Origin of the sequence: Pelomonas dachongensis (genome assembly GCF_043555865.1) — a bacterium.
GTDB lineage: Bacteria > Pseudomonadota > Gammaproteobacteria > Burkholderiales > Burkholderiaceae_C > Pelomonas > Pelomonas dachongensis.
The window spans coordinates 473,093-495,958 of record NZ_JBIGHY010000002.1 but is presented as its reverse complement, the minus strand read 5'-3'; the positions used below and the strand labels follow the sequence as shown (position 1 = coordinate 495,958).

Annotated in this window: 25 protein-coding genes; 10 read left to right on the top strand and 15 right to left on the bottom strand. The window is 68.9% G+C overall.

Going from position 1 to position 22,866, the window contains the following annotated elements:
- Nucleotides 1–23: 23 nt before the first annotated feature.
- Nucleotides 24–641: a TetR/AcrR family transcriptional regulator gene (locus ACG02S_RS06890; protein WP_394469702.1), complete on the bottom strand. Its 618-nt coding sequence runs from the start codon at nucleotides 639–641 to the stop codon at nucleotides 24–26.
- Nucleotides 642–726: 85 nt separating this feature from the next.
- On the opposite strand from ACG02S_RS06890, the gene ACG02S_RS06885 reads away from it, so the two are divergent.
- Complete coding sequence (locus ACG02S_RS06885; protein WP_394469701.1) at nucleotides 727–2,205, top strand: efflux transporter outer membrane subunit; 1,479 nt, start codon at nucleotides 727–729, stop codon at nucleotides 2,203–2,205.
- Between the two features lie 16 nt (nucleotides 2,206–2,221).
- On the opposite strand, the gene ACG02S_RS06880 is transcribed toward ACG02S_RS06885, so the two are convergent.
- Genes ACG02S_RS06880 through ACG02S_RS06870 form a run of 3 tightly spaced genes read right to left on the bottom strand, consistent with a single transcriptional unit; the run spans nucleotide 2,222 to nucleotide 5,093 of the window.
- Complete coding sequence (locus tag ACG02S_RS06880) at nucleotides 2,222–2,752, bottom strand: CbrC family protein (protein WP_394469700.1); 531 nt, start codon at nucleotides 2,750–2,752, stop codon at nucleotides 2,222–2,224.
- 32 nt (nucleotides 2,753–2,784) lie between these two features.
- Complete coding sequence (locus ACG02S_RS06875; protein WP_394469699.1) at nucleotides 2,785–4,149, bottom strand: GH1 family beta-glucosidase; 1,365 nt, start codon at nucleotides 4,147–4,149, stop codon at nucleotides 2,785–2,787.
- Nucleotides 4,150–4,166: 17 nt separating this feature from the next.
- Entirely contained in the window at nucleotides 4,167–5,093 is a 927-nt protein-coding gene (locus ACG02S_RS06870) for a PfkB family carbohydrate kinase (protein ID WP_394469698.1), read from the bottom strand.
- Nucleotides 5,094–5,238: 145 nt separating this feature from the next.
- Between ACG02S_RS06870 and ACG02S_RS06865 the strand changes: the two genes are divergently transcribed.
- Nucleotides 5,239–6,276, top strand: a complete 1,038-nt coding sequence (locus ACG02S_RS06865; protein ID WP_394469697.1) for a LacI family DNA-binding transcriptional regulator — start codon at nucleotides 5,239–5,241, stop codon at nucleotides 6,274–6,276.
- Between the two features lie 124 nt (nucleotides 6,277–6,400).
- A complete protein-coding gene (locus ACG02S_RS06860; RefSeq protein ID WP_394469696.1) occupies nucleotides 6,401–7,861 on the top strand; it encodes an MFS transporter in 1,461 nt (486 codons plus the stop codon).
- Nucleotides 7,862–7,879: 18 nt separating this feature from the next.
- Here the strand turns inward: ACG02S_RS06860 and ACG02S_RS06855 are convergent, their stop codons facing one another.
- Nucleotides 7,880–8,521, bottom strand: coding sequence for an NAD(P)-dependent oxidoreductase (locus tag ACG02S_RS06855; protein WP_394469695.1), 642 nt, complete (start codon nucleotides 8,519–8,521; stop codon nucleotides 7,880–7,882).
- Between the two features lie 99 nt (nucleotides 8,522–8,620).
- On the opposite strand from ACG02S_RS06855, the gene ACG02S_RS06850 reads away from it, so the two are divergent.
- The 3 genes from ACG02S_RS06850 to ACG02S_RS06840 all read left to right on the top strand — a co-directional run bounded on the left by ACG02S_RS06850 (nucleotide 8,621) and on the right by ACG02S_RS06840 (nucleotide 10,545).
- Nucleotides 8,621–9,496, top strand: a complete 876-nt coding sequence (locus tag ACG02S_RS06850) for a LysR family transcriptional regulator (protein ID WP_394469694.1) — start codon at nucleotides 8,621–8,623, stop codon at nucleotides 9,494–9,496.
- Between the two features lie 55 nt (nucleotides 9,497–9,551).
- Nucleotides 9,552–10,133 carry a DUF1294 domain-containing protein gene (locus tag ACG02S_RS06845; RefSeq protein ID WP_394469693.1) on the top strand — a complete coding sequence of 194 codons (582 nt, stop codon included), beginning with the start codon at nucleotides 9,552–9,554 and terminating at the stop codon, nucleotides 10,131–10,133.
- A gap of 82 nt (nucleotides 10,134–10,215) precedes the next feature.
- Nucleotides 10,216–10,545 carry a hypothetical protein gene (locus ACG02S_RS06840; RefSeq protein WP_394469692.1) on the top strand — a complete coding sequence of 110 codons (330 nt, stop codon included), beginning with the start codon at nucleotides 10,216–10,218 and terminating at the stop codon, nucleotides 10,543–10,545.
- Nucleotides 10,546–10,663: 118 nt separating this feature from the next.
- On the opposite strand, the gene ACG02S_RS06835 is transcribed toward ACG02S_RS06840, so the two are convergent.
- Nucleotides 10,664–11,389 (bottom strand): hypothetical protein, encoded by a 726-nt coding sequence (locus tag ACG02S_RS06835; protein ID WP_394469691.1) that lies wholly within the window; start codon nucleotides 11,387–11,389, stop codon nucleotides 10,664–10,666.
- A gap of 65 nt (nucleotides 11,390–11,454) precedes the next feature.
- On the opposite strand from ACG02S_RS06835, the gene ACG02S_RS06830 reads away from it, so the two are divergent.
- The gene (locus tag ACG02S_RS06830; RefSeq protein WP_394469690.1) at nucleotides 11,455–12,384 is read left to right on the top strand and encodes a Gfo/Idh/MocA family protein; all 930 of its coding nucleotides are present in this window, start codon (nucleotides 11,455–11,457) and stop codon (nucleotides 12,382–12,384) included.
- 47 nt (nucleotides 12,385–12,431) lie between these two features.
- Here ACG02S_RS06830 and ACG02S_RS06825 read toward each other — a convergent pair whose 3' ends face one another.
- From ACG02S_RS06825 to ACG02S_RS06815, 3 genes are read right to left on the bottom strand one after another with little or no spacing between them, the layout of a single operon-like run.
- Nucleotides 12,432–12,674, bottom strand: coding sequence for a glutaredoxin family protein (locus ACG02S_RS06825; RefSeq protein WP_394469689.1), 243 nt, complete (start codon nucleotides 12,672–12,674; stop codon nucleotides 12,432–12,434).
- A gap of 28 nt (nucleotides 12,675–12,702) precedes the next feature.
- Nucleotides 12,703–13,560, bottom strand: a complete 858-nt coding sequence (gene gluQRS, locus ACG02S_RS06820; RefSeq protein ID WP_394469688.1) for a tRNA glutamyl-Q(34) synthetase GluQRS — start codon at nucleotides 13,558–13,560, stop codon at nucleotides 12,703–12,705.
- Nucleotides 13,561–13,573: 13 nt separating this feature from the next.
- Nucleotides 13,574–14,542, bottom strand: a complete 969-nt coding sequence (locus ACG02S_RS06815; RefSeq protein ID WP_394469687.1) for a LysR family transcriptional regulator — start codon at nucleotides 14,540–14,542, stop codon at nucleotides 13,574–13,576.
- 100 nt (nucleotides 14,543–14,642) lie between these two features.
- Here ACG02S_RS06815 and ACG02S_RS06810 point away from each other — a divergent pair, with 100 nt between their 5' ends.
- Both ACG02S_RS06810 and ACG02S_RS06805 read left to right on the top strand, forming a co-directional pair.
- The gene (locus tag ACG02S_RS06810; protein ID WP_394469686.1) at nucleotides 14,643–15,389 is read left to right on the top strand and encodes a pirin family protein; all 747 of its coding nucleotides are present in this window, start codon (nucleotides 14,643–14,645) and stop codon (nucleotides 15,387–15,389) included.
- 35 nt (nucleotides 15,390–15,424) lie between these two features.
- Nucleotides 15,425–15,985: a flavodoxin family protein gene (locus ACG02S_RS06805; protein WP_394469685.1), complete on the top strand. Its 561-nt coding sequence runs from the start codon at nucleotides 15,425–15,427 to the stop codon at nucleotides 15,983–15,985.
- 6 nt (nucleotides 15,986–15,991) lie between these two features.
- Here ACG02S_RS06805 and ACG02S_RS06800 read toward each other — a convergent pair whose 3' ends face one another.
- The 4 genes from ACG02S_RS06800 to ACG02S_RS06785 all read right to left on the bottom strand — a co-directional run bounded on the left by ACG02S_RS06800 (nucleotide 15,992) and on the right by ACG02S_RS06785 (nucleotide 20,846).
- Nucleotides 15,992–17,197: a DUF1501 domain-containing protein gene (locus ACG02S_RS06800; protein WP_394469684.1), complete on the bottom strand. Its 1,206-nt coding sequence runs from the start codon at nucleotides 17,195–17,197 to the stop codon at nucleotides 15,992–15,994.
- A 4-nt stretch (nucleotides 17,198–17,201) separates the two neighbouring features.
- The gene (locus ACG02S_RS06795; protein ID WP_394469683.1) at nucleotides 17,202–18,725 is read right to left on the bottom strand and encodes a DUF1800 domain-containing protein; all 1,524 of its coding nucleotides are present in this window, start codon (nucleotides 18,723–18,725) and stop codon (nucleotides 17,202–17,204) included.
- A gap of 81 nt (nucleotides 18,726–18,806) precedes the next feature.
- The gene (locus tag ACG02S_RS06790; protein ID WP_394469682.1) at nucleotides 18,807–19,799 is read right to left on the bottom strand and encodes a sulfate ABC transporter substrate-binding protein; all 993 of its coding nucleotides are present in this window, start codon (nucleotides 19,797–19,799) and stop codon (nucleotides 18,807–18,809) included.
- A gap of 75 nt (nucleotides 19,800–19,874) precedes the next feature.
- Entirely contained in the window at nucleotides 19,875–20,846 is a 972-nt protein-coding gene (locus tag ACG02S_RS06785; RefSeq protein WP_394469681.1) for a CysB family HTH-type transcriptional regulator, read from the bottom strand.
- 119 nt (nucleotides 20,847–20,965) lie between these two features.
- Here ACG02S_RS06785 and ACG02S_RS06780 point away from each other — a divergent pair, with 119 nt between their 5' ends.
- On the top strand, nucleotides 20,966–21,847 hold the full coding sequence (locus ACG02S_RS06780) for a dienelactone hydrolase family protein (RefSeq protein WP_394469680.1): 882 nt from the start codon (nucleotides 20,966–20,968) through the stop codon (nucleotides 21,845–21,847).
- Nucleotides 21,848–21,907: 60 nt separating this feature from the next.
- On the opposite strand, the gene ACG02S_RS06775 is transcribed toward ACG02S_RS06780, so the two are convergent.
- Both ACG02S_RS06775 and ACG02S_RS06770 read right to left on the bottom strand, forming a co-directional pair.
- Entirely contained in the window at nucleotides 21,908–22,507 is a 600-nt protein-coding gene (locus ACG02S_RS06775) for an RBBP9/YdeN family alpha/beta hydrolase (protein ID WP_394469679.1), read from the bottom strand.
- A gap of 13 nt (nucleotides 22,508–22,520) precedes the next feature.
- Entirely contained in the window at nucleotides 22,521–22,739 is a 219-nt protein-coding gene (locus ACG02S_RS06770; protein ID WP_268169153.1) for a TOBE domain-containing protein, read from the bottom strand.
- Nucleotides 22,740–22,866: the final 127 nt, after the last annotated feature.

Below are 22,866 nucleotides of genomic sequence, written 5' to 3'. Positions count from 1 at the left end.
AACAGTCAATGGTCACAATGAAATCAGGGTGACAAACTTCGCAGCACCAGGCTGGCCAGCAGTGTGGGCGCCTGGTCCGTGCTGTCCAGGCTGTGCTGGAGCAGCAGGGGGTTGAGGTAGGGGCGCATCACCAGCTGGATGGACATCACCGCCTCGTCCAGCGGCGTCTTGCGCTCGAAGTCGCCGCTTTGCCGGCCTTCCTGCAGCAACTCGCGTAGCAGCGCCTGGAAGCGCTCCTCATAGGCGATGACCGCCTGCCAGCGCTCGGACGCCGCCGAGGCCGCGATCTCGTAGAGCTTGCGGTCCTGCACGAACAGTCGAAGGCTGGCCTCGGTGCTGGCCTTGAACAGGCGGCGCAACTTGTCCGGCGGCAGCTTGGCGTCGGCGATGGCGGCGGCCACCTCGACCTCGATCTGGCGCAGGCAGTTCACGCAGATCAGCTCGCCGATGGCCTGCTTGGATTCGAAGAACTTGTAGATGTAGGCCTTGGAAAAGCCGATGGCCTTGGCCAGGTCGGACACCGTGGTCTTCTCGTAGCCATAGCGACTGAAGTGCTCGGTCGCCGCCACGACGATCTGGTCCCGCACTTCATGGTCGGCTGGCCCCCGGGTCGGCGCGGCAGGGGTGTTCGTTTCCGTCATGATCGCCAGCTTACGGCAGGCGAACTCATTGGACAACATGTGACCATTTGGTATTATGGTCACCATTGATTATGGAGTTCATGCCATGCCTTCACGCCTGACGTTCGTGGTGCTTGCCATTGCCAGCCTGGTTACCACTCTGGTTGCGGGCTGTGCCGTCGGCCCCCGATACGCACCCGCGCCGGTCCCGCTGCCCGACCGCTTCGCCGGCCAGGACGCCGTGGACCGCCGGCAGGCGGCGGGCAGCGCCGACCTGGCCGAATGGTGGGCGGCTTTCGACGACGTGCAACTGGGCCGGCTCGTGACGCTGGCCCTGCAGCAGAACCTGGACCTGGCGCAGGCGACTGCCCGCGTTGCCCAGGCCCGCGCTGCGGTGGGGCAGGCCGACGCGGCTCTGCTGCCGGCGGGCAACGTCGGCGCCCAGGCCGCCCGCGCGCAGCAGTCGGTGCAGACGCCGCTCGGCCAGGTGCTGAACGCCACGCCGGGCTTCGACCGGCAGGGCAGCGCCTACGAGGCCAATGCCAGCGTGGGCTGGGAGCTGGACGTGTTTGGCGGTCTGCGCCAGGGCAGGGATGCGGCGCGCGCGGAGTACGAGGCTTCAGAGGCCGGCGCCGCCGCCACGCGCCTGCTGGTGGCCGCGCAGACGGCCGATGTCTATGTCGCCATCCGCGGCCTGCAGGCGCGCCTGGCCATCGCCCGCCAGCAGGTCCAGACCCGCCAGGAACTGCTCGACAAGCTGCGGCTGCTATACGGCAAGGGGCTGGTGGCCGAGCTGCAGGTGCAGCAAGCCGAGGGGGCGCTGGCGCAAGTGCGCGCGTCGGTGCCCTCGCTGCAGACCGGTCTGATGACGGCCATGCACGCGCTGGACGTGCTGCTCGGCGGGCTGCCCGGTACGCACAGCGCTGCTCTGGGTGGTGGCGGCATCCCCGCCGCGCCGCGGGTGACCGCGTCCGGCGCGCCGGCCGAGCTGCTGCGCCGTCGCCCGGACCTCATCGCGGCCGAGCGCCGCGTTGCCGCAGCCAACGCCCGTCTCGGTGTCGCCATGGCCGAGTACTACCCCAAGTTTTCGCTGTCTGGCCTGGTCGGCAGTGCGACGTCGGTGTCCGCGGACAACCTCTTCACGGGCGGCGCTAGCCAGGCGGCCGGCGTGCTGGGCCTGCGCTGGCGCCTCTTCGATTTCGCGCGCATCGACGCGCAGATCGAACAGGCCCGCGGGCAGGAGGCCGAGTTGCTTGCCGCCTACCGGCTGGCCGCGCTGCGCGCCACGGAGGATGTGGAGAACGCCTTCTCCGCGCTGGTGAACCGCGAGACGCAGACAGCCGAGCTGGCGCGTGCCTTGGAGTCGCTGACCCGTGCGCGCGCCGCCACCTGGGCGGCCTATCAGGAAGGCGTGGTGAGCCTGATCGAGGTGCTGCACGCCGACGAAACCCTGCTGCGCGCCGCCGACGCCCGGGCGCAGGCGCAAGCCGATGCCACCCGTGCCGCGGTTGCGGCCTTCAAGGCGCTGGGGGGTGGCTGGCAGCCGCTTCCGCTGGGCAGCGTCGCCGCGGCGCAGGTCCGCTAGCCGCAGCGGCGTAGCGTCAAATGCAATCCCACCCCAGCCGCACCATCCCGCAGTGCCGGCACACGAACTTGTAGAAGGCGTTGTCGCTGGCCGGCTCGTAGTCGCGCGTGGCCGCGGTCCATTGCTTGTCGGTCTTGGCGTAGCGCTGGCACCAGTCGGCCTTCACGGCGTCGCTGGCGGCTTGCACGTCCTTCTCCGACGCATCGCCGTGGAACTCGCAGGCGTCGTTGCAATGCGTCAGCCATTCTTCCTGCTGCCAGCAGGAGTAGCCCGGCGTGCGCATGCTCACCTCGTCAATGATGTCCTGCGCCAGGCTGGCGGTCACCAGCGGCGCCGGGTCCGAGAAGCTGGCGCCCAGCTTGGCTGCAGCCGAGCCGTCGGCAATGCACCAGGGGCACAGCTTCTCGTCCAAGTCGGTGGTCGCGTAGACCGGCTGCACGTAGACGAAGCCACGCGGCTCACCGCAGCAGGCGCAGCTGACGGCGCGGGGCTCGATGGCGCCGGTGGCCAGCGGGTCGGGGTGGTAGCGGAAGTGGGGCAGGTCCATGTCGTCACGCTACCAGAGCCCATGCCATGGCGTCAGCGCCCGGCGCGCTCCCGCAGGAAGTCCGCATACGCCAGCGCGCTGCGCTTGAGCGTGCGTTGCTGGGTCTCGAAGTCCACATGCACGAGGCCGAAGCGGCGCTCATAGCCGAAGGCCCATTCGAAGTTGTCCAGCAGCGACCAGACGAAATAGCCGCGCACGTCCACGCCGTTGTCCATCGCCCGCGAACAGGCCGCGAAGTGGCGCTTCAGGTAGCTCTGGCGCTGTGCGTCATCCACGCCGCTGCCTTCCACCGTGTCGGCGCTGGACATGCCGTTTTCGGTGATGAAGATGGGCGGCAGGTTGGGGTACTCGTGCTTGAAGGCTTCAAGCAGGTCTTGCAGGCCTTGTGGGTAGACCTCCCAATCCATGGTCGTGCGCTCCACGTCGGGCTCGCGCACCCAGTCAATGCTGTCGGGGCCTGTGGAGCGCAGCACGGCGCGGCTGTAGAAGTTCAGCCCCAAGTAGTCGATGGGGCGGCGGATGATGTCCATGTCGCCGGTCAGCGCCAGCGGCTCGCAGCCCTTCCAGTAGCGCCACAGGTCGGCCGGGTATTCGCCCTTCAGCAGCGGGTCCAGCACCCAGCGGTTCTGGTAAGTCTCGAACAGCAGAGCGGCGTCGCGGTCGGCCGGCGTGTCGGCCAGCGGATAACCCGGCGCCACGTTGGCGACGATGCCGTGCTGCGCCTTCGGGTCGTTGGCGCGCATGGCCGGCAGGGCCAGGCCGTGGCCCAGCAGCAGGTGATGCATGGCCTGCACGCCCCAGCGCGGCACTTCGAGGCCCGGCGCATGGTGGCCGTTGCCGTACCCCAGGTAGGCCGAGCACCAGGGTTCGTTGTGCGTGGCCCAGGCGGTCACGCGACCGCCGCCGAGGCGGCGCGTCATCAGGTCCGCGTAGTCGGCGAAGCGGTAGGCGGTCTCGCGGTTCAGCCAGCCGCCCTTGTCTTCGAGGTGCTGGGGCAGGTCCCAGTGGTACAGCGTCACGTAGGCGGCGATGCCGCGCTCGGCCATGCCGTCCAGCAGGCGTTTGTAGAAGTCGATGCCGCGCTCATTGGGCTGGCCCACCTCATTCATCACGCGCGGCCAGGCGATGGAGAAGCGGTAGGCGTCCACGCCCAGGTGCTTCAGGATGTCCAGGTCTTGCTCGAAGCGGTGGTAGTGGTCGCAGGCCACGTCGCCGTTCTCGCCGCGCAGCACCTTGCCGGGTGTGGCGCAGAAGCGGTCCCAGATGGATTCCAGCCGGCCGTCCTCGCGGGCCGCACCCTCGATCTGGTAGGACGAGGTGCCGGCGCCGAACACGAAGCCGGGGCGGCGCATCAGGGAGCCCGAGGGCGGGGCGATGAGGTCGGCGATGGAGGTCATGGACGGCGTCGTGAGGGTCAAGGGGAGGGGGGCAGTGCCTGCAGCGCGTCGCGCCACGGGGTCAGGGGTTGCGGGTCGGCGGGCAGGGGGCCGCGCAGGCCGCAGATGAAAGCGGCGTAGCGGTTGGCCAGCGCCAGCGTGGCGGGCAGGTCGCGGCCCAATGCCAGGCCGGCCAGCAGCGTGGCGGTGAAGGCGTCGCCTGCGCCGACGGTGTCGATCAGCCGCGGCTGGCGCTCGCCGGGGCCGCTGGCCAGCAGTGCGCCGCCGGCGCCGTACAAGCGCCAGCCGTCAGCGCCGCAGGTCAGCACGACGCGGTGTAGCGCGAAGCGGGCCATCAGCGCGGCGACCTGGGCGGGCTCGTCCGTAGCTGCTTCGGCGAACCAGTCGGCCAGCCGCGCCAATTCCTCGTCGTTGACCTTGAGCCAGTCGGCCAGCATTAGCGATTCCGCAGCTTGCAGTGGTGTATCGGTGCCCGGGCGCAGGTTCAGGTCCAGCAGGCGCAGCCCGGCAAAGCCCTTCACCAGCGCGCGGATGGCCGCGCGCGAGGCGGCGTGGCGTTGCGCCAAGCTGCCGAAGTAGAGGGCGGCCGGTTGTGCGTCGGCCAGCAGCGCCTGCGCGGGAGCAGCCTCCAGATGGTCCCAGGCCGCGTCGCCATGGATCTCGAAGCGATGCCCGCCGCCGGGCTGCTCGTGCACGCTGACGCGCCCGGTCGCGTGCGACGTGTCGCGCTGCAGGCCGCGCTCGTCCAGGGCGTATCGCCGAGCGCTGTCCAGCACGAAACGGCCGTTGGCGTCAGCGGCGCCGAGTCGGCTGATGAACAGCGCCGGCGCACCCAGCGCTGCCATGGACCGCGCCACGTTGAACGGGGCGCCGCCGGCCACCGGGCCGTCATGGAATTCGTCCACCAGGGCTTCACCCAGGACGGCAATGGGGCGGGAAATCATGCGAAATATTCTATGCAAACAAAAATTGTTTAGTGAACAATCCCAGCTAGGAAGATCCCGCATGGCGGGTGCCACCGGGGTTGCAAGCGCTTGCATGCACAATCGCGCCCCAGTTGAAGGCGCTAAACAAGCTGAGGATGAGGCCATGGCCGACAAGCGGGGAGTGACGATTCGGGAGCTGGCCCAGGCGGCGGGCGTGTCCATCGGCACCGTCTCGCGTGCGCTGAAGGGGCAGCCCGGACTGTCCGAACAGACGCGCGCCCAGGTCATGGCCGTCGCCCAGCAACTGGGCTACGACACCGCCAAGCTGCGCACCGGCAAGCCGCGCCGCATGCTGTTTCTCTACGGCCGGCTGATCGGCTCGCTGGCGACCAACCCGTTCTATTCCTACGTGCTGCACGGCGCCGAGATGGTCTGCCGCGAGGCCGGTGTGCCGCTGAGCCTGATGTCCGTCGTGGCCGGTGACGACGTGGCCGGCCAGGTGCGCCGCCACGAGGCCGATGCGCTGCTGGGCGCCGGCTACATGGACCCCGAAGTCATGGACGCCATCCGCCAGTGCGACTTGCCGTTGGTGCTGGTGGACCATTTCCACCCTGGCGTGCGCTGCATCAACGACGACAACCTGCTGGGCGGCTGGCTTGCCACCCGGCACCTGCTGGAGGGTGGCTCGCAGCGCGTGGCGGCCATCTTCGGGCCCATGGCGCATTACTCGACCTCGTTGCGCGCCAAAGGTTTCCGGCGCGCGCTGTTCGAGGCCGGCCGGCTGTTCGACCCCGACTACGAGGTCACGCTGGACCCCGCGCTGGACTATCGCGAGGCCGGCCGAGACGCGATGCGCCGCCTGCTGGCGCTGGACACGCCGCCCGACGCCGTGTTCGCCTACAACGACTCGACCGCCATGTTCGCGATGGAGTACTGCCACGAGCAGGGGCTGCGCGTGCCCGAGGACGTGCGCTTCATCGGCTACGACGACATCGAGGCTGCGGCGCGCTTCAAGCCGTCGCTGTCCACCGTCAAGATGGACAAGGACGCCCTCGGCCAACTGGCGGCGCGAGCGCTCATCGAGGGCGACACCGAGCCCAACGACGCCTGGTTGCCGGTGGAGCTGGTGGTGCGCGAAAGTTCCGCGCCGGTCGCGGCGCCGGCCGCACCCGTGCGCAAGGCGCGCAAGCAGCCAGCCTAGGTGTTTCACCGCTTTCGGCGGTTTTGCTCGTCAAACAAAAATCACGCTGTTTACTAAAAACTAGCTGCCAGACCAGGGTGGCAAGGAGACAGCAGTGATTGCCGACCGCGACGGGGGAATCCCCGTGCCCCCGGGTGCCGTGCCCGCCGCCCCCGCCTCCCGGACCTCGCGTGCCGCGCCGGCCCCGGCCGAAGACCGCGTGCCCATGTCGCAGAAGGTCGGCTTCGGCCTCGGATCCTTCCACGACATGTGGGGCCACTGGCTCTATCAGTCCCTGGTCTTCCACGTCTTCAACATCGGCCTGGGCGTGGCGCCGCAATTGATCTCGATGGCCATGGGCATCAAGATCTTTGCGGACGCGGTGTCCGACGCGATGTTCGGCTGGATCTCGGACAACACCCGCAGCCGCTGGGGGCGCCGGCGCCCCTTCATCCTCGTTGGCGGGATCCTGACCGGCATCGGCCTGCCGCTGCTGTTCGCCGTTGGGCGGGGCTGGAGCGACACCGAGTACTTCATCTTCCTGCTCGTCTCGACCTGCCTGTACGCACCGGTCATGAGCTGCTTCGCGATGCCCTGGAACAGCCTAGGCGCCGAACTGACGCCGGGCTACCACGAGCGCACGCGCGTGATGTCCATCAAGAACGCGATCCAGAAGATCCCCGAGCTGGGCATGTTCGTCGCCGCGCAGTTCACGACGCTCTATTTCTTCCACGACGCGTCAGGCAAGCCCGACATCCTGCTCGGTGCGCAGGTCTACACGTCCATCCTGGGCGGCATCCTGGTCGTGCTGGCGATCGTGATCTTCTCGCTGACGCGCGAGCGCTATTACGAGAGCTTCGTCGCGCAGAGCCGCCAGCGCGTGCCGTTCAAGGACACGCTGTACCGCACGCTGAAGAACAAGCCGTTCCGGCTGATGCTGGGCACCATGCTGACCTACAACATGGCCACAGCGATGGTGGGGCTGCTGGGCTATTACGCGACCGTCTACTACGTCTGCGGCGGCAACGTTGTGGAGGCCACCAAGTGGAACTCGCTGATGGGCGTGGCCGGCCTGGTCAGCGGCCTGGTCGGCATCGCCTTCGCGGGCTGGGTGGCCAAGGCTTACGGCAAGCGCAATGCGCTGATGACCGTGCTGTGGCTGGGCATCGCCGCCTTCATCGGCGACTGGTTCTTCTACAACCCGCAGCTGCCCTGGCTGCAGTTGTTCGCCAGCGGCGGCGTGGCCTTCATCGGCGCGGGCTTCTGGACCATCTACGGCTCGGCCATGGCCGACGTCATCGACCACGACGAACTCGCCACCGGCCAGCGCCGCGAGGGCTCGTTCGCGGCCTGCGGCTCGTGGATCAGCAAGGTCGGCCTGGCGCTGGGCAACAGCGCCTCGGGCTGGGTGCTGGCCTTCACGGGCTTCAATGCCAAGCTGCCCGTGCAGGGCGAGGACGCCATCTTCCTGATCCGCGTCTGCCTGTCCGGCATTCCCATCGTCGGCCTGCTGATCGCGCTGGTCGTGGTGTCGCGCTACTTCCTGACCGAGAAGCGCATGCTGGAGATCCGCACCGAGCTGGAGGCCCGGCGCGGCACGGTCTGAGAGGTTGGAGGCTGGGCTTCAGTAGCCCAGCGTGAAGCGCGCGCGGCGGTGCTGCGGCGCTTCCAGCTCGTTGACGATGGCCACGGCCAGGTCCTCGACGCTGATGCGGCTCTCGCCCTGGGCGTCGGCCACCGGGTGCTCGGCGCCGAGGCGGAAGTCGCCCGTGCGCTGGCCGGGCTGCAGGTGGATGGCGGGCGACAGGAAGGTCCAGTCCAGCCCGCTCGCGTCCGCGCGCAAGCGGTTCAGCACTTCGCGCGCGGCCAGTGCGCCCTGCTTCCATTCGGCGGGGAAGGCGGGCGAGTCCACCAACTGCTGGCCCGGCGCGACGAACAGGCTGCCAGCGCCGCCGACGACGATGAGGCGCATGCCGGCCTGGCGCGCGGCGGCGGCGATGACGTCGCTGCCGCGTAGGAAGTCGTCGTGCAGATTCGGGTTGGTCCAGCCCGCGTTGAAGGCACTGACGACGGCGTCCACGCCGCTCAGCGCCGCGGCCATATCGTCGCCGCCCAGCACGTCCAGCGCACGGGCCTCCAGGCCGGGCCGGGCGGCCAGCTTGGCTGCATCGCGCTGCAGCGCGCGCACCTGGTGGCCGCGGGTCAGCAGTTCTTCCAGTACGGCCTTGCCGACAAAGCCGGTGGCACCGATCAGGGCGATTTTCATGGAGTTCTCCGAGTAGCAAGCTGCGATGCAGGCATTGTTTCGGCTTCACAATCTGCCGATAAGCCGGCTCATACCGCCAGGACTGTTTAGACAAACTTCATGCTCGATCAGCTCAGGCGCATGGCCGTGTTCGCCAGCGTCATCCGCCACGGTAGCTTTGCCGCAGCCGCCCGGCAACTGCGCACCAGCACCTCGGCCGTCAGCCAGCAGATCCGTGCGCTGGAGACGGACATGGGCGTCACGCTGCTGCACCGCTCCACACGCAAGCTCAGCCTGACCCCAGCCGGCGAGCGTTTCCACAGCGGTTGCGCGGCGATGGTGGCGGCGGCCGAATCCGCACAGGCGCAGCTGCTGCAGCTGCGCGACGCGCCCGAGGGCGAGCTGCGCATCGCGATGACGGTGGGCTTCGGCCGCCGCATCGGCCCCGCGCTCGCACCGCTGCTGGCGGCGCACGCGGGCCTGACGCTGCACCTGCAGGTCGAGGACGGCTTCACCGACCTCGTGGCCCACCGCATCGACCTCGCGATCCGCTTCGGACGCCTTCCGGACAGCGCCTGGGTCGCCCAGCCGCTGGGCCGGCTGCGCACCAGCCTGTACGCGTCGCCCGCTTACCTGGCGCAAAGTGGCGTGCCCGCCACGCCCGAGGCGCTGCAGGGCGCCGACTGGCTGGTACTGCACGACGGCACCGGCGCGCCGCTGCGCCTGCTGGGCAGTGCGCTGACCGTTCAGCCGCGCTACACCAGCAACAACCAGCTGACGCTGCAACAGCTGTGCGAGGCCGGCCTGGGCCTGGCGGCGCTGGGTGACGACGACGTGGCCGAGGCCGTCGCCGCCGGCCGGCTGCTGCGGCTGGACACCGAGCTGGCGCTGCCCGAGCTGCCCGTCTGGGCGCTGACGCCGCAGCGGGACGCGCAGCCCGCCAAGGTCCGCCACGCCATTGCGGCGCTGAAGGCCCATCTGGAGGATGTGCGATGAGCCTCGCCCGGTCGCCCGAAGAAGCTCGCTCCCGCGCAGCGCGGAGGTTATTGCCATGAAAGGGACGCTGACGCAATGGGACGACGCCAAGGGCTACGGCTTCATCACGCCGGATGGCGGAGGGGCCAAGCTGTTCGTCCACATCAAGGCATTCAGCCTGCGCCCGCAGCGCCCGTTCATCGGCGAGCGACTGCGCTACCGCGAAGGGCAGGACGCGCAGGGCAAGAAGCGCGCGCTGGACGTGCAGAGCCTGGCGCCCAAGGCCGCGCCGCCAGCGCTGAAGACCCGCGACGGTGGCAGGGTGCTGCTGCTGATCCCGGCCTTCGCCGGTCTCGTGCTGGGGGTGCACCTGGTGTGGGGCGTGCCCAACTGGATGTGGGGCATCTACACGGCCATGAGCCTGGCCACCTTCATTACCTACTGGCTGGACAAGCGGGCCGCCCTGCGGGGCGACTGGCGCGTGCCTGAGAACACGCTGCACGTGCTGGCGCTGGCCTGCGGCTGGCCCGGCGCGCTGCTAGCGCAGCGGCTGCTGCGTCACAAGTGCGCGAAGCGGTCGTTCCGACGTGTTTACTGGGCGATGGTGGCGGTCAACGTCGCGGTGTTCTCTGTGGCATTTACGCCGCTGCTGCGTTGAAGGCACCGCGTGGACACTGCCAGCAGGGGGCATCGCTGACGGCCGCTAGCATGGGCTGCCTTGAAACAGAGGATCCCTACGAATGAAGAGTCTGCTGTTCGTTTTGCTGGCGATGCTGCCGCCGCTGACCGTCCATGCTGCAGGTGCGGAGCGGATGAACATGGTCATGTGGCATCTGCGGCCCGCCACCGACGTGGTGACCACCTACAGCGCCAGGTGCGCCGAACGGGTCTACACGTTCACGTTCACGTTGACGCCATCGCCTCAGACCGGGCGAGCGGATAATGTGGGCTTGGTGGTTCAAGACGGGGCGACGACGCGTCAGTTGGACCTGACGGCAACCGTTCTGGGGCAGCTCTTGACCGACCCCACCGGCTTCGGCGAGCTGCGTTTCGCTTGCCGGCCGACGTGACTTTTGGCGTTCTATCGCGGTGCCATGCAGGTGAGCAGTGAAGCAGCGCCAGTCGCTCAGCGCGCCGTGTTCTCACTGTCCCCGGAAGGCGAGATGTCGGTCCCGCCACCTGAGGGCATCACCTGGACGCCGCTGCCCTGAACGCGAACTCGCCCAGCCCCTCGAACGCCAGCGTGCCGGCTACCGGACCGGTCCAGGCGTGCAGGCCGCCCCAGGCGCCTGCCGTCACCACGGTGCCGGCCTTGACGGTGGCGCCGTCGCGCGTCGCGTGCTTGAACCACGCCGGCAGCACGCTCGCCGGGTTGGCCAGCGAATGGCCGCCACGGCGCACGATGTCGGGTTGACCGGACAGCGACAGCCGCCATTCGACGTCGGCCCAGGCTAGCGCGCGGTAGGGCTGCCAGGGGCCCAGCAGCAGGCCCGCGTTGCTCTGGAAATCCGCCATGCGCAGCAGCGCCGGCGCCTCCATCCCCTCGGCCCAGCGGGACGCGACCAGTTCGACGGCGATGCACATGGCCTCCGGCGCGCCGTCCACGCCGGCGCGCAATGCCACCTCGGCCTCCACGCCCAGGAAGGCCGTGCCGGCGACCGGGCTCACCGGCGAATGGCTGAACGGCCCCTGCGGGCCGGCGCCGCCGGACTTCCAGCGATCCAGCGGCCAGCCCAAAGCCCGGGCCACGCCGTCCTGCACGGCGTAGGCGTCGGCCTCGGTACGCACGGCGTCGGTCCAGTCGGCGGCAGACAGTCGGGTGCCGTCGCGGTGGCAGGCGGTCAGGGCTTGGACAAGGGCTGGGATCGGGGCTTCGGTCATGAGCTTGAGTGGTGCCGTGCGGCGAGTCGGCATGGGCGGACCTTAAGATGAAAACCATGCCGGGCATCGGGTCCGGCGCAGCATTTTCCGGGAACGGCATGGCACTGAAGTTGGGCTTGGTGGGTATCGGCAAGATCGCCCGTGATCAACACATTCCGGCGATCGCGGCTGACCCGCGTTTCGAGCTGGTGGCCACCGCCAGCCGCAACGCAGGCGTGGACGGCGTGGCCAGCTTCAAGACGGTGGAGGCCATGCTGGCTGACGTGCCCGAACTGGACGCCATCTCCATCTGCACGCCGCCGCAGGCGCATTTCGATGCCGCGCTGGCCGCCCTGCGCGCCGGCAAGCACGTGATGCTGGAGAAGCCACCCGCGGCCACCACCCGCGAAATCTCGCTGCTGCAGGCCGAAGCCGCGCGCCAGGGCCGCACGCTGTTCCAGACCTGGCACTCGCGCTTCGCCGCCGGCGTGGACGCCGCGCGCGACTGGGTGAAGGGCCGCACGCTGACCGGCGGCAGCATCACCTGGAAGGAAGACGTGCACCACTGGCACCCGGGCCAGCAGTGGATCTTCGACGCGGGCGGCCTGGGCGTGTTCGACCCAGGCATCAACGCGCTGTCGGTGCTGACCGAGGTGCTGGCCGAGGAAGTCGTCGTCAGCAAGGCCGTGCTGGAGTTTCCCGAGAACCAGCAGGCGCCCATTGCCGCTCAGCTGGACCTGCGCACGCAGAGCGGCGTCGCGGTGGACACGGTGTTCGACTTCCGCCAAAAGGGCGAGCAGACCTGGGACATCGAACTGGTCGCTGCGACCGGCCGGCTGCGCCTGTCACACGGCGGCGGCGCGCTGGAGATTGACGGCAAGCCGGTGGCTGCCGACGAGGCGTTGGCCGGCGAGTACCCGCGGCTGTATGCGCGCTTCGCCGAGATGGTCGAAGCGGGCCGGTCTGAGGTCGACTGGCGGCCGTTCCAGCTGGTGGCCGACGCCTTCCTGATCGGAGAACGCCGCACGGTCGCCGCGCATCACGTCTAGCGTGGCGGCACGGGTGGGCTGAGCGCCCGCCTGTGCTCAACTCATGCTCAGACCTTCAGCTGCGCGAGTGCGGCCTGGACGCCGGCCACGCCTCCCACGCGCTGGTCGTTGATGAAAACCTGCGGCATCGAGCGAACCGACGGGCCGCACTTTTCGTAAAACGCCTTGCGCGCGTCCTCGTCTTCGATCTGGATCTCTTCGAAGCCCAGGTTGCGGGCCTTCAGCAGGCTCTTCACCGTGTCGCATTGAGGGCAGGCGGACTTGGAGTAGACGACGATCTTGAGGTTCATGTCGGCAGTCTAGAGGAGGCCGGTCGTTTCACACGCCCTGCGGCCATTGCCGCGCAGCGGCTGCCAGCAGCTCGGCCGCGGTCGGCGAGCCGCTGTCGAGGTGCAGACCCAGATGGCGCAAGGCCTCGCGCAGACGTGCCGGCGGGTCGCCCAGGTCGATGGCGGCGGCGCCGTTCTGCTTGGACAGCTTGTGCCCATCCGCCGCCAGCACCAGCGGCGTGTGCAGGTAGCGCGGCTTGGGCAGGCCCAAGGCCCGTTGCAGCGCGATCTGGCGCGGCGTGTTGTCGGCCAGGTCTTCGCCCCGCACGACATCGGTGATGCCTTGCGCCGCATCGTCCACGACGACCGCGAGCTGGTAGGCCCACAGGCCGTCCGCGCGCTTCAGCACGAAGTCGCCGACTTCCGTTTCGAGGTCCTGCGACTGCGCGCCCAGCCGGCGGTCCTGCCAGTGCACGCAGCCGTCGACGCGAAAGCGCCAGGCGCGAACCGGGCGGCCGTTCGTGCCGTGGCGGCAGGTGCCGGGATAGATCAGCTCGCCATGCTTGGGGCGCGGGCCTGCGGCGGCGGCGATCTCGGCGCGCGTGCAGGCGCAGCCATAGGCGTGGCCGGACGCGATGAGCCGCTTCAGCGCCGCCTGATACAGCGTGCCGCGCTGCGACTGCCAGGCGGGCGGCTCGTCCGGCACCAGGCCCAGCGCCGCGAGCTGCCCGAGGATGAGCTCGCCGGTGCCCGCCTGGCAGCGCGGGCCGTCCACGTCTTCGATGCGCACCAGCCACTGGCCGCCGTGGGCGCGGGCGTCCAGCCAGCTGGCCAGCGCGGCGACCAGCGAGCCGTCGTGCAACGGGCCGGTGGGCGAGGGCGCAAAACGACCTCGGTAGGCAGCCATCAGAGAGCAGCGATCACAGAAGAAGGCCTTCGTGCTGCTCCAGCAGCGCCTTGCGTGTCGTCTCGTTGCGCAGCCGCGTGAGCCACCAGGCCAGCGCGTTGCCGGGCGCGTGGTCGGTGTCGCGCCAGGCGTAGTGCATGGCGCTGGCGCGGCGGCCTTCGTAGGTGGCCTTGCGCACCAGTCGGCCCGCCTCGACGTGGCGGCGCACCATGGGCGCCGGCAGCGAGCCGCAGCCCAGTCCGCGCAGCATGGCCTCCAGCTTGGTGGCCAGCGACGGCACGGTCAGCACGTCCTGGCCTGGCAGCATGCCCACCGTCAGCGGCGCCATCAGCCTGGCGCTGTCGGCCACGGCGATGATGCGGTGCTCGGCGATCTGGCTGGCGCTCAGCGGCTCCGGCAGCTCGGCCAGCGGGTGGTGCGGCGCCACGCAGAACGCGAACTCCAGCTCACCGCCCAGTTCGCAGAGGACCTTGCTGGTCTGCAGCTGCGCCGGCACGCCGATGGCGATGTCGGCCTGGCCATGCAGCAAGGCCTCCCAGGTGCCGGCCAACACCTCCACACGCAGCTTCAGCCGCGTCGGCGGCGGGCTGCCGTCGTCGGTCTTCTCAGCGTAGAAGGCTTCCATCAGGTCGAACAGCGCGCGGCGCGCGACGGCGTCGTCCACAGCAATGGTCAGCTCGCTCTCCCAGCCGGTGGCGATGCGGCGCACGCGGTTGGCCACGGCGTCCAGCTCCTGCAGCAGCCGCCGGCCCTGCATCAGCAGCTCCTGGCCGGCCGCCGTCAGCACGGCCTGGCGCGAGCTGCGGTCGAACAGCAGCACGTCCAGCGCGTCTTCCAGCTGGCGCACCGAGTACGTCAGCGCCGACGGCACGCGGCCCATCTCACGGGCGGCGGCGGCGAAGCTGCCGGTGCGGGCGATGGTGTCCATCATGGACAGGGCTTCTGGCGTCAGCGCGCGGCGCTTGTCTTGGGGATTCGACATGCGTTCAGTCTATTTGAATGATGTCCTCAGGACCGCTTGTCGATGGAGGTGGGGGCGGCTCCTACATTGACTCTATCGACAGCAAACCAAGGAGTACTGCATGACCACCCAACTGATCAAGTCCAGCGACCGCGGCTACGCAGACCACGGCTGGCTGAAGTCCTTCCACAGCTTCTCGTTCGCCGACTATTACGATCCGGCCCGCATGGGCTTCGGTGCGCTGCGTGTCATCAACGAGGACAGGGTCGCCCCGGGCCGCGGCTTCGGCACGCACGGCCACCGCGACATGGAGATCATCAGCTACGTGCTGTCCGGCGAACTGGCCCACAAGGACAGCATGGGCAACGGCGAGGCGGGCGGCGTGGAAAACGGGAAGTCGGCCGGCGTCATCCGTCCGGGCGACGTGCAGCGCATGAGCGCGGGCACGGGCGTTATGCACAGCGAGTTCAACCATGCCAAGGACCAGACGACCCACTTCCTGCAGATCTGGATCATGCCGGACGAGCGGGGTATCGCACCCAGCTACGAGCAGAAGCACTTCGACACGGCTTCCAAGCGTGGCAAGCTGCGCCTGGTGGCGGCCAACGACGGCGAGGCTGAAGCGAAGGGCGCCGTGACCATTCACGCCGACGCGCGCCTGTATGCCGGTCTTTTCGACGGCGCGGAAGCCGCCGAAGTGGATATTGCACCCGGCCGTCTGGCCTATATCCATCTGGTGCGCGGTTCGCTTAACGTCAACGGTCAAGACCTGACGGCCGGTGATGCCCTGCAAGTCCGTGATGCATCCAGCGTTGCCTTGAAGGCAGGGGTCGACGCTGAGGTGCTGGTGTTCGACCTGGCCGCCTGACCGATCCTTTCCAACCCCGAAGAAGGAAGTTCCCCATGAGCAAGATCATTGTCCTTTACCACTCCGGCTACGGCCACACGAAGAAGGTTGCGGAAGCCGTCGCCGGCGCTGCCGGCGCGCAGCTGATCGCCATCGACGCGGAGGGCAACATCACCGAGGCCGACTGGGCCACGCTGGCCGCCGCCGATGGCGTCATCTTCGGCACACCGACTTACATGGGCGGCCCGAGCTGGCAGTTCAAGAAGTTCGCCGACGCCAGCAGCAAGCCCTGGTACGCCCAGGTCTGGAAGGACAAGATCGCCGCCGGCTTCACCAACTCCGCCACGCTGAACGGCGACAAGCAGGGCACCATCCAGTACCTGCACACGCTGAGCCAGCAGCACGGCATGATCTGGGTCGGCATGGGCATGAAGGCGCCCAACCACAAGGCCGCCACGCGTGACGACATCAACAATTTGGGCGGCTATGCGGGCCTCATCACGCAGACGCCCAGCGACGCCTCGGCCGAAGAGATGGTGCCGGGCGACATCGCCACGGCCAAGGCCTTCGGCGAGCGCGTGAAGGCGGTCGTGGACCGCTGGGTCAAGAACGCCTGACGCGGTTCAGACCAGGCCCAGGTCGCGTGAGCTGGCGCCAGGGAACACCTGCGCCAGCTGCGCTTCGTTCAGCCCGTACATGCGCTGGAACAGGCCGCCGAAGAGTGCCCGGTATTCGTTGAGCACCGGGTAATCGCGCATCTGATGCAGCGTGGCCGCGTTGACCTGCTGCTGTTCGCCTGCGATGCGACCGCCCTTCACGCCGCCCCCCAGCACCCAGTAGGCGCTGCCGTGGCCGTGGTCGGTGCCGCGGTTGCCGTTCTCGCGGAAGGTGCGGCCGAACTCGCTGACCACCACCACGACGGTGTTGCCCCATTGCGGCCCCATCTCGTCGGCGAACAGCGCCAGGCCCTTGCCCAGTTCGCCCAGCTTGTTGGCCAGTTGGCCCGTGGCGCCGCCCTGGCCCACGTGCGTGTCCCAGCCGCCCACGTCGATGAAGCCCAGCGTCACGCGTTCGCGCATCAGCCGCGCGACGCGGCGGGCCTCCAGCGCGAAGCCCTTGGCCGCGATGGCGCCGCGGCTGGCGGCCTCCATCTCACCTGCCATCTCGCGGCTGACCTCCTGGCGCACCTCGAAGCCGCCGCTGACCGTGCCCGCGAAACGCGTGCCGGCGTACATGCCGGCGATGGTCTGCGCCTGCGCGGCGCTGATGGCGGGCTTGCCGAGGTCGCGCAACGCCTGGTTGGCCACGGGGCGGTCGCCGCGCAGGATCAGTGGCACCTGGTCGGTGAAGGCCATGGCCTCCAACCGCGAGCGCGTCGGCTGCTCGGCGCCGATGACGCCGGCCAGCCGGTTCAAGAAGCCGCTGCGGAAATCGCGGGAGCCCGGGCTGCGGTCGTCCGGCTGGCCCAGCTCGATGTGGTCCTGGGTCTCGAAGTGGCTGCGCGACGTGTCGTTGCTGCCGGCAAAGGGCACGAAGGCGACCTGTTGCTTCAGCCACAGCGGATGGATGCTCTCCGCCAGCGCGGGCGCCAGGCCCCAATCCGAGTCCAGCGCCAGCGCGGCGGACTTCGGGATCGCGATGTTGGGCCGGGCTTCGTAATAGAAGCTGGACGAGGTCGGCACCAGCAGGTTGGCCGCGTCATACGCGCCGCGCAGGAACACGACGAGCAGGCGCGGCGCATCGGTGGACGGCGCGGCCCACAGGCGGGCGCCGGGCAGCGTGGCCAGGCCGCAGGCGGCACCGAGGGCGAGGACATGACGGCGTTTCATCGCATCACCTGACCATGAATTCGGGGGCGGACAGCAGGAAGGTGTTCCATTCCTGCGGCGAGGCGGCCTGGCCCAGGGCCTGGCGCGTGGCGGCGGCCAGCCGGGGCTGGATGCCGTCGTAGTACAGCGGGTTGGCCAGCTGCGGGAAGGCGGGGCGGTCCTGCTTCTCGCCTTCCACCTTGAACAGCCCCGCGCTGCCGCTGCCGATGGCACGCGCGATATCGAAGCGCGTCGTCATCTGTCCCGGGCCCGCCCAGGCGTTCTCGTCCATCGGGTAGCCGTCGGGCGTCTGGCGGTTGTAGGGTGCCTGGCCCAGGCGGTACAGCCAGCCGATCATGGGGCCGGTGTTCAGCACCACGCGGTCGGGGTAGGCCAGCCGCACGGCGGACACGACGTAGTGCGTCGGGTCCTTGAACTTGCGGCCCAGCGAGGCCTCGAACTCGGGCGACGCGACCATCGTGCGCAGCACGTCGGCGATCCGCCCGTCGCTCTGCCGCCAGCGCTCGGCCATGCGCTCGACCAGCAGCGGCGGTGGCTCATCGGCAACGAAGTACTGCGCGATCTTGCGCGACACGAAGCGTGCGGTTCTGGGGTGTCGGGCCAGCGCATCCAGCACCTGGTCCAGCTCCGCATAGCCGTCACCTTTCACGGTCAGGCCCAGCAGCTGCTTTTCGCCGAAGTCGTGCCGCGCCGGGTTGAACTCGGTCAGCCCGTCGCGGCGGTACTGGGCTTCCTGGGCGGGTTTCAGCTTGGGCTTGTTGTCCGTCAGGTTGACGCCCAGACCGGTCAGCACGCGGGCGAGTTCCTGCACGTCACGTTGCGAGTAGCCACCACCCACGCCCAGCGTGTGCAGCTCCAGCAACTCGCGCGCGTAGTTCTCGTTGATGCGGTTGGCGGCGTTCTGCTCGTTGTCCAGGTACCGCAGCATGGCCGGGTGCCGCGCCGTGTAGCCCAGCAGATCGCGGAACCGCCCCAGCGAGCGCTCGCGCAGGCCCTGCTCGTAGTCGCCCACCATCACCCGCAGGTTGCTCTTGTACTGGTGGACGTTGAAGTGGTTGAACCAGAACCAGGTCATCTGCTCCTGGACCTGCTGGGGCGAGTACAGCGCCTGCAGTAGCGCGCGGGCAGAGGCTTCGCGGGCCAGCAGGGTCAGGGCTTGCTGGTAGGCCTTCTGAGCGTCCGCCTTGGCCATGTCGTCCGTCACGGCGTCGGCAGCTTTGCGCTGGGCCTCCATCTTCTGCACCAGCGGCAGCAGCGGTTGCTGGCTGATCGTCAGCGCCCGGATCTGGGCCTGCGCTGCCTCGGGCAGCACGGCGGGGGTGTGGGGTTGGAGCTGCGCGTCCAGCCAGGCATCGCGCCCACGGGCGCGCACGGCGGCGAGGTCCGTGCTGCTGGCGCCCCAGGCCAGGCGATCCAGCCACAGGGTGTCCCGAGCAGCGTCATGAGCCGACGGGCCCGGGGCGCCGTTCGTCGTGGCGCAGCCGGCAAGGGCCAGCACGAGGGCAGCGGAAAGCGCGAGGTTTCTCATGGCGGCGCCATGATGACGCCGCCCGGTGCCTCCTGTCGAGCCGGTACAGGCTGGCGCAACAAGACTTCACGTCTCGGGGTGTTACTTCGCGCCCGGCGTGTAGATCTTGTCGAACACGCCGCCGTCGTCGAAGTGGGTCTTCTGCACCTGACGCCAGTCGCCGAACAGCTCGCCCAGCGTGAACAGCTTGACCGGCTGGAAGGTCTTCGCGTACTTGGCCGCGACCTTGGGGTCACGTGGGCGGTAGTAATTCTGCGCAGCCAACTCCTGGCCTTCGGGGCCGTACAGGAACTCCAGGTAGGCCTGGGCCTGCTTGCGGGTGCCACGCTTGTCGACGACCTTGTCGACCACCGTCACCGGCGGCTCGGCCAGGATGGACAGCGACGGCGTGACGATCTCGAACTTCTCCGGGCCCAGTTCCTTGACGGCCAGGAAGGCTTCGTTCTCCCACGCGATCAGCACATCGCCGATGCCGCGCTCGACGAAGGTCGTCGTGGAGCCGCGGGCACCGGAGTCCAGCACCTTGGTGTTCAGGTAGATGCGCTTGACGAAGTCCTGCGCCTGCGCCGGCGTGCCGCCGTTCTTCAGCGTGTAGCCCCAGGCCGCCAAGTAGTTCCAGCGCGCACCGCCGCTCGTCTTGGGGTTGGGCGTGATGACTTCGACGCCCGACTTGGCCAGGTCGTTCCAGTCCTTGATGCCCTTGGGGTTGCCCTTGCGCACCAGGAACACGATGGTGGACGTGTAGGGCGACGCGTTCTGCGGCAGGCGCTTTTGCCAATCCAGCGGCAGCAGCTTGTGGTCGGCCACGGCGTCGATGTCATAGGCCAGTGCAAGCGTCAGCACGTCGGCTTGCAGCCCGTCGATGACCGAGCGGGCCTGCTTGCCCGAACCGCCGTGCGACGCCTTGATGGTGATGGTCTCGCCGGTCTTGGCCTTCCAGTGGGCCGCGAAGGCCTTGTTGAAGTCCTGGTACAGCTCGCGCGTCGGGTCGTAGGACACGTTCAGCAGCGTGGTCTGGGCGAAGGCTGCACCGGCAGCCAGGGCGAGGGAGAGGGCAGTGAGGATGCGACGCATGGTTTTCAAGTTAGGGAGGAATCGGTCACTCTAGGGAGCGGAGGCAATGCGGTTAACGAAGAAGAACGTGTTTGCTCATGCGGCCTGGGCCCAGGCCAGTGCGGTGTCAGCGGCAGGGCTGTCTTGCGTGGCTTCGTGCCGGGCCGCATCGACCACCTCGCGCCTCAAGGGCGACGCGAAGGTCTGGATGAACGCGTACACGTAGTCGCGCAGGTAGGCGCTGCGGCGCACGGCCAGGCGGGTCATGTTGTCTTCGAACAGATGGCGGGCATCCATTGCGCGCAGGTGGCGGTCGCGGTCCTCGTCGAACGCGATGGCCGCGACGATACCCACGCCCAGGCCCAGCTCCACGTAGGTCTTGATCACGTCGGCGTCCATCGCGCTCAGCACGATGTGCGGCTGCAGTTGCGCCGTCGCAAATGCCGCGTCGATGTGCGAGCGGCCGGTGTAGCCGGGCTCGTACGTGATGATGGGGAACTGCGCCAGGCGCGCCAGCGTCAGCGGGCCTTCCAGCAGCGGGTGCCCCGGCGGCACGACAACCGAGTGCGTCCAGCGGTAGCAGGGCAGCGCGATGAGCTCGGGGTACTCGGCAAGCGCCTCGGTGGCGATGCCCACGTCGGCCTCGCCGTCTAGCAGCAAGCGCGCGATCTGCTGCGGCGAGCCCTGCTGCAGGTGCAGGCTGACGTCCGGGTGATGGGCACGGAAGTCCCGCACCGCGGGCGGCAGCGCATAGCGTGCCTGGCTGTGCGTGGCGGCGATGCGCAGGCGCCCGCTGCCGGCCTGCGCAAAATCGTCCGCCGCGCGTTTCAGGTTCTCGGCCTCCTGCAGCAGCCGCTCGATGACGGGCAGGACGTGCTCGCCCGGCTCGGTCAGGCCGGTGAGCCGCTTGCCGACACGCACGAACAGCTCGATGCCCAGTTCCTCTTCCAGCTCGCGGATCTGGCGGCTGACGCCCGGCTGGGACGTGTGTAGCGCCTGCGCCACCTCGGTCAAGTTGAAGCCGCGGCGCTGGGCCTCACGGACGGAACGGAGCTGCTGGAAGTTCATGCGGGCCGATTCTGTGAACGACGTGCCCTTCTGTCGTCGAACGAATCGCGATATCGATATGCGGTTCTTGCAGGTCGATGCCCCTACAGTTGGCCAGTCCCCGCATAAGGAGCACCGTGATGACGAATCCGACCGACATCCCCGAACAGGCTTGGCCGTTGTTCGACCGCTATGTGCACGGCGACCTGAGCCGGCGCGGCTTCCTGGATCAGGCGGCCCGCTTTGCGGGCGGCCCGGCGGGTGCGGCGGCGCTGCTGGCCGCGCTGAGCCCGAACTTCGCAGCCGCCCAGCAGGTCAAGCCGGACGACGCTCGCCTGGCCACGCGTCGCCATGCCTTCCCGTCGCCGGACGGCAATGGCCAGGTGCAGGGCTACATGGTCAAGCCGTTCAACGCGACGGGCAAGCTGCCGGCCGTGCTGGTCGTACACGAGAACCGCGGGCTGAATCCGCACATCGAGGACATCGCCCGCCGCGTCGCGCTGGCCGGCTACCTGGCTTATGCGCCGGATGCGTTGACGCCGTTGGGCGGCTATCCGGGCAACGAGGACGATGCGCGTGCGCTTTTCGCCAAGCTCGATCCCGCCAAAGCGCGAGCCGACATCGTGGCTGCTGCACGCGGACTGCTGACGCTCGCAGACGCCAACGGCAAGCTGGGCGTTGTCGGCTTCTGCTGGGGCGGCGCGCTGTCCAGCCACGTGGCGACGCAAGTGCCCGAGCTCGCCGTGGCCGTGCCGTTCTACGGGGGCGCTCCTGCGGCCGAGGACGTGACTCGCATCAAGGCGCATCTGCAGTTGCACTACGCCGCCAACGACGAGCGTGTCAACGCCAGCTGGCCGGCCTACGAGGCCGCGCTGAAGGCGGCGGGCGTGCGCTACGAGATGTTCAGCTACGCCGGGACACAGCATGGCTTCAACAACGACACGACGCCGCGCTATGACCCGGCTGCCGCACAGCTGGCGTGGGAGCGGACGTTGGCGGCGTTCAAGTCGGCACTCGGCTGAAGAAGAAGGCCTCTGGAGGCGGATAGCCTGGGAGGCCTGTTCGCAGGCGTTGGCAGTGGGTCACACCGCAAACGCCCATTCACGAAACTCAGCATGGCGTGGGCGCTGCTCGGCGGCGTGGCGGGCCCGCGCCGCCTCGATCCAGCTCTTTGCCGCAGGCAATGGCCCGAAGCCTGCCTCGGCGTTGATGTGGCCCACGGCGCCCAGGTTGCTGTAGCTCGCGCCCCAGCGGTGCGCCCAGCGGGCGGCGCTCGCGGCGCTCATCCACGGGTCGTTGCTGCTGGCCAGCAGGCGTGCACGGCGGGGCAGGCGTTGGTGGGGCAGGGACTCGGCGATGCCGAACCTGTCGGGCTCGGCCGGCGCCACCAGCAAGGCCTCGCGGATGGGCGAGTCAGGGTGGTCGGCCAGATGCCGGGCCAGCGCGAGGCAGCCGAAGCTGTGGGCCACGGCCAGCCACTCGCCCTGTTCATCCGATGTCTCGGCCACCTCCAGCGTGCGTTGAATGCGCTCGGCCCAGCGCTCCAGTTCGGGCCTGCTCGGATCGCGCTGCGTGACGCGACGCGCGTGGCGGTACTGGCCCTGCAGCCAGGTCTGCCAGTGCGCCGGGCCGCTGTCGTGAAGCCCAGGGATGATGAGGATGCGGGGCGGGGTGTAGGGCATGGCCTGGCACTCTTCAAAGGGTCGCGATGGACACCTCGGTGGACTTGACCAGCGCGACGACCTCGCGGCCGACTTCGAGGCCCAGGTCCTTGACGGAGCGCGTGGTGATGACCGAGGTGACGATGTCGCCGCTGCGGGTGACGACGTCGACTTCGGACACGACCGGTCCTTCGATGATTTCCTTGATGGTGCCGCGGAACTGGTTGCGGACGTTGATGGCGGTGATGGTCATGGGGCCTCTCGTGGTGGACGGGCCCAGTGTGTGAGCGCGCCACGCATCGGGCAACGAAGGGATTCGCAGGCCGACATGCGCGGCTCGCCTAAGGCCGGTCGGCAGGCGTCGCGATCAAGGTGTTGAG

Coding starts and splice junctions, on each gene's coding strand:
- ACG02S_RS06890 (WP_394469702.1), bottom strand. CDS start 641: ATGACGGAAACGAACACCCCTGCCGCGCCGACCCGGGGGCCAGCCGAC.
- ACG02S_RS06885 (WP_394469701.1), top strand. CDS start 727: ATGCCTTCACGCCTGACGTTCGTGGTGCTTGCCATTGCCAGCCTGGTT.
- ACG02S_RS06880 (WP_394469700.1), bottom strand. CDS start 2,752: ATGGACCTGCCCCACTTCCGCTACCACCCCGACCCGCTGGCCACCGGC.
- ACG02S_RS06875 (WP_394469699.1), bottom strand. CDS start 4,149: ATGACCTCCATCGCCGACCTCATCGCCCCGCCCTCGGGCTCCCTGATG.
- ACG02S_RS06870 (WP_394469698.1), bottom strand. CDS start 5,093: ATGATTTCCCGCCCCATTGCCGTCCTGGGTGAAGCCCTGGTGGACGAA.
- ACG02S_RS06865 (WP_394469697.1), top strand. CDS start 5,239: ATGGCCGACAAGCGGGGAGTGACGATTCGGGAGCTGGCCCAGGCGGCG.
- ACG02S_RS06855 (WP_394469695.1), bottom strand. CDS start 8,521: ATGAAAATCGCCCTGATCGGTGCCACCGGCTTTGTCGGCAAGGCCGTA.
- ACG02S_RS06850 (WP_394469694.1), top strand. CDS start 8,621: ATGCTCGATCAGCTCAGGCGCATGGCCGTGTTCGCCAGCGTCATCCGC.
- ACG02S_RS06845 (WP_394469693.1), top strand. CDS start 9,552: ATGAAAGGGACGCTGACGCAATGGGACGACGCCAAGGGCTACGGCTTC.
- ACG02S_RS06840 (WP_394469692.1), top strand. CDS start 10,216: ATGAAGAGTCTGCTGTTCGTTTTGCTGGCGATGCTGCCGCCGCTGACC.
- ACG02S_RS06835 (WP_394469691.1), bottom strand. CDS start 11,389: ATGCCGACTCGCCGCACGGCACCACTCAAGCTCATGACCGAAGCCCCG.
- ACG02S_RS06830 (WP_394469690.1), top strand. CDS start 11,455: ATGGCACTGAAGTTGGGCTTGGTGGGTATCGGCAAGATCGCCCGTGAT.
- ACG02S_RS06825 (WP_394469689.1), bottom strand. CDS start 12,674: ATGAACCTCAAGATCGTCGTCTACTCCAAGTCCGCCTGCCCTCAATGC.
- gluQRS (WP_394469688.1), bottom strand. CDS start 13,560: ATGGCTGCCTACCGAGGTCGTTTTGCGCCCTCGCCCACCGGCCCGTTG.
- ACG02S_RS06815 (WP_394469687.1), bottom strand. CDS start 14,542: ATGTCGAATCCCCAAGACAAGCGCCGCGCGCTGACGCCAGAAGCCCTG.
- ACG02S_RS06810 (WP_394469686.1), top strand. CDS start 14,643: ATGACCACCCAACTGATCAAGTCCAGCGACCGCGGCTACGCAGACCAC.
- ACG02S_RS06805 (WP_394469685.1), top strand. CDS start 15,425: ATGAGCAAGATCATTGTCCTTTACCACTCCGGCTACGGCCACACGAAG.
- ACG02S_RS06800 (WP_394469684.1), bottom strand. CDS start 17,197: ATGAAACGCCGTCATGTCCTCGCCCTCGGTGCCGCCTGCGGCCTGGCC.
- ACG02S_RS06795 (WP_394469683.1), bottom strand. CDS start 18,725: ATGAGAAACCTCGCGCTTTCCGCTGCCCTCGTGCTGGCCCTTGCCGGC.
- ACG02S_RS06790 (WP_394469682.1), bottom strand. CDS start 19,799: ATGCGTCGCATCCTCACTGCCCTCTCCCTCGCCCTGGCTGCCGGTGCA.
- ACG02S_RS06785 (WP_394469681.1), bottom strand. CDS start 20,846: ATGAACTTCCAGCAGCTCCGTTCCGTCCGTGAGGCCCAGCGCCGCGGC.
- ACG02S_RS06780 (WP_394469680.1), top strand. CDS start 20,966: ATGACGAATCCGACCGACATCCCCGAACAGGCTTGGCCGTTGTTCGAC.
- ACG02S_RS06775 (WP_394469679.1), bottom strand. CDS start 22,507: ATGCCCTACACCCCGCCCCGCATCCTCATCATCCCTGGGCTTCACGAC.
- ACG02S_RS06770 (WP_268169153.1), bottom strand. CDS start 22,739: ATGACCATCACCGCCATCAACGTCCGCAACCAGTTCCGCGGCACCATC.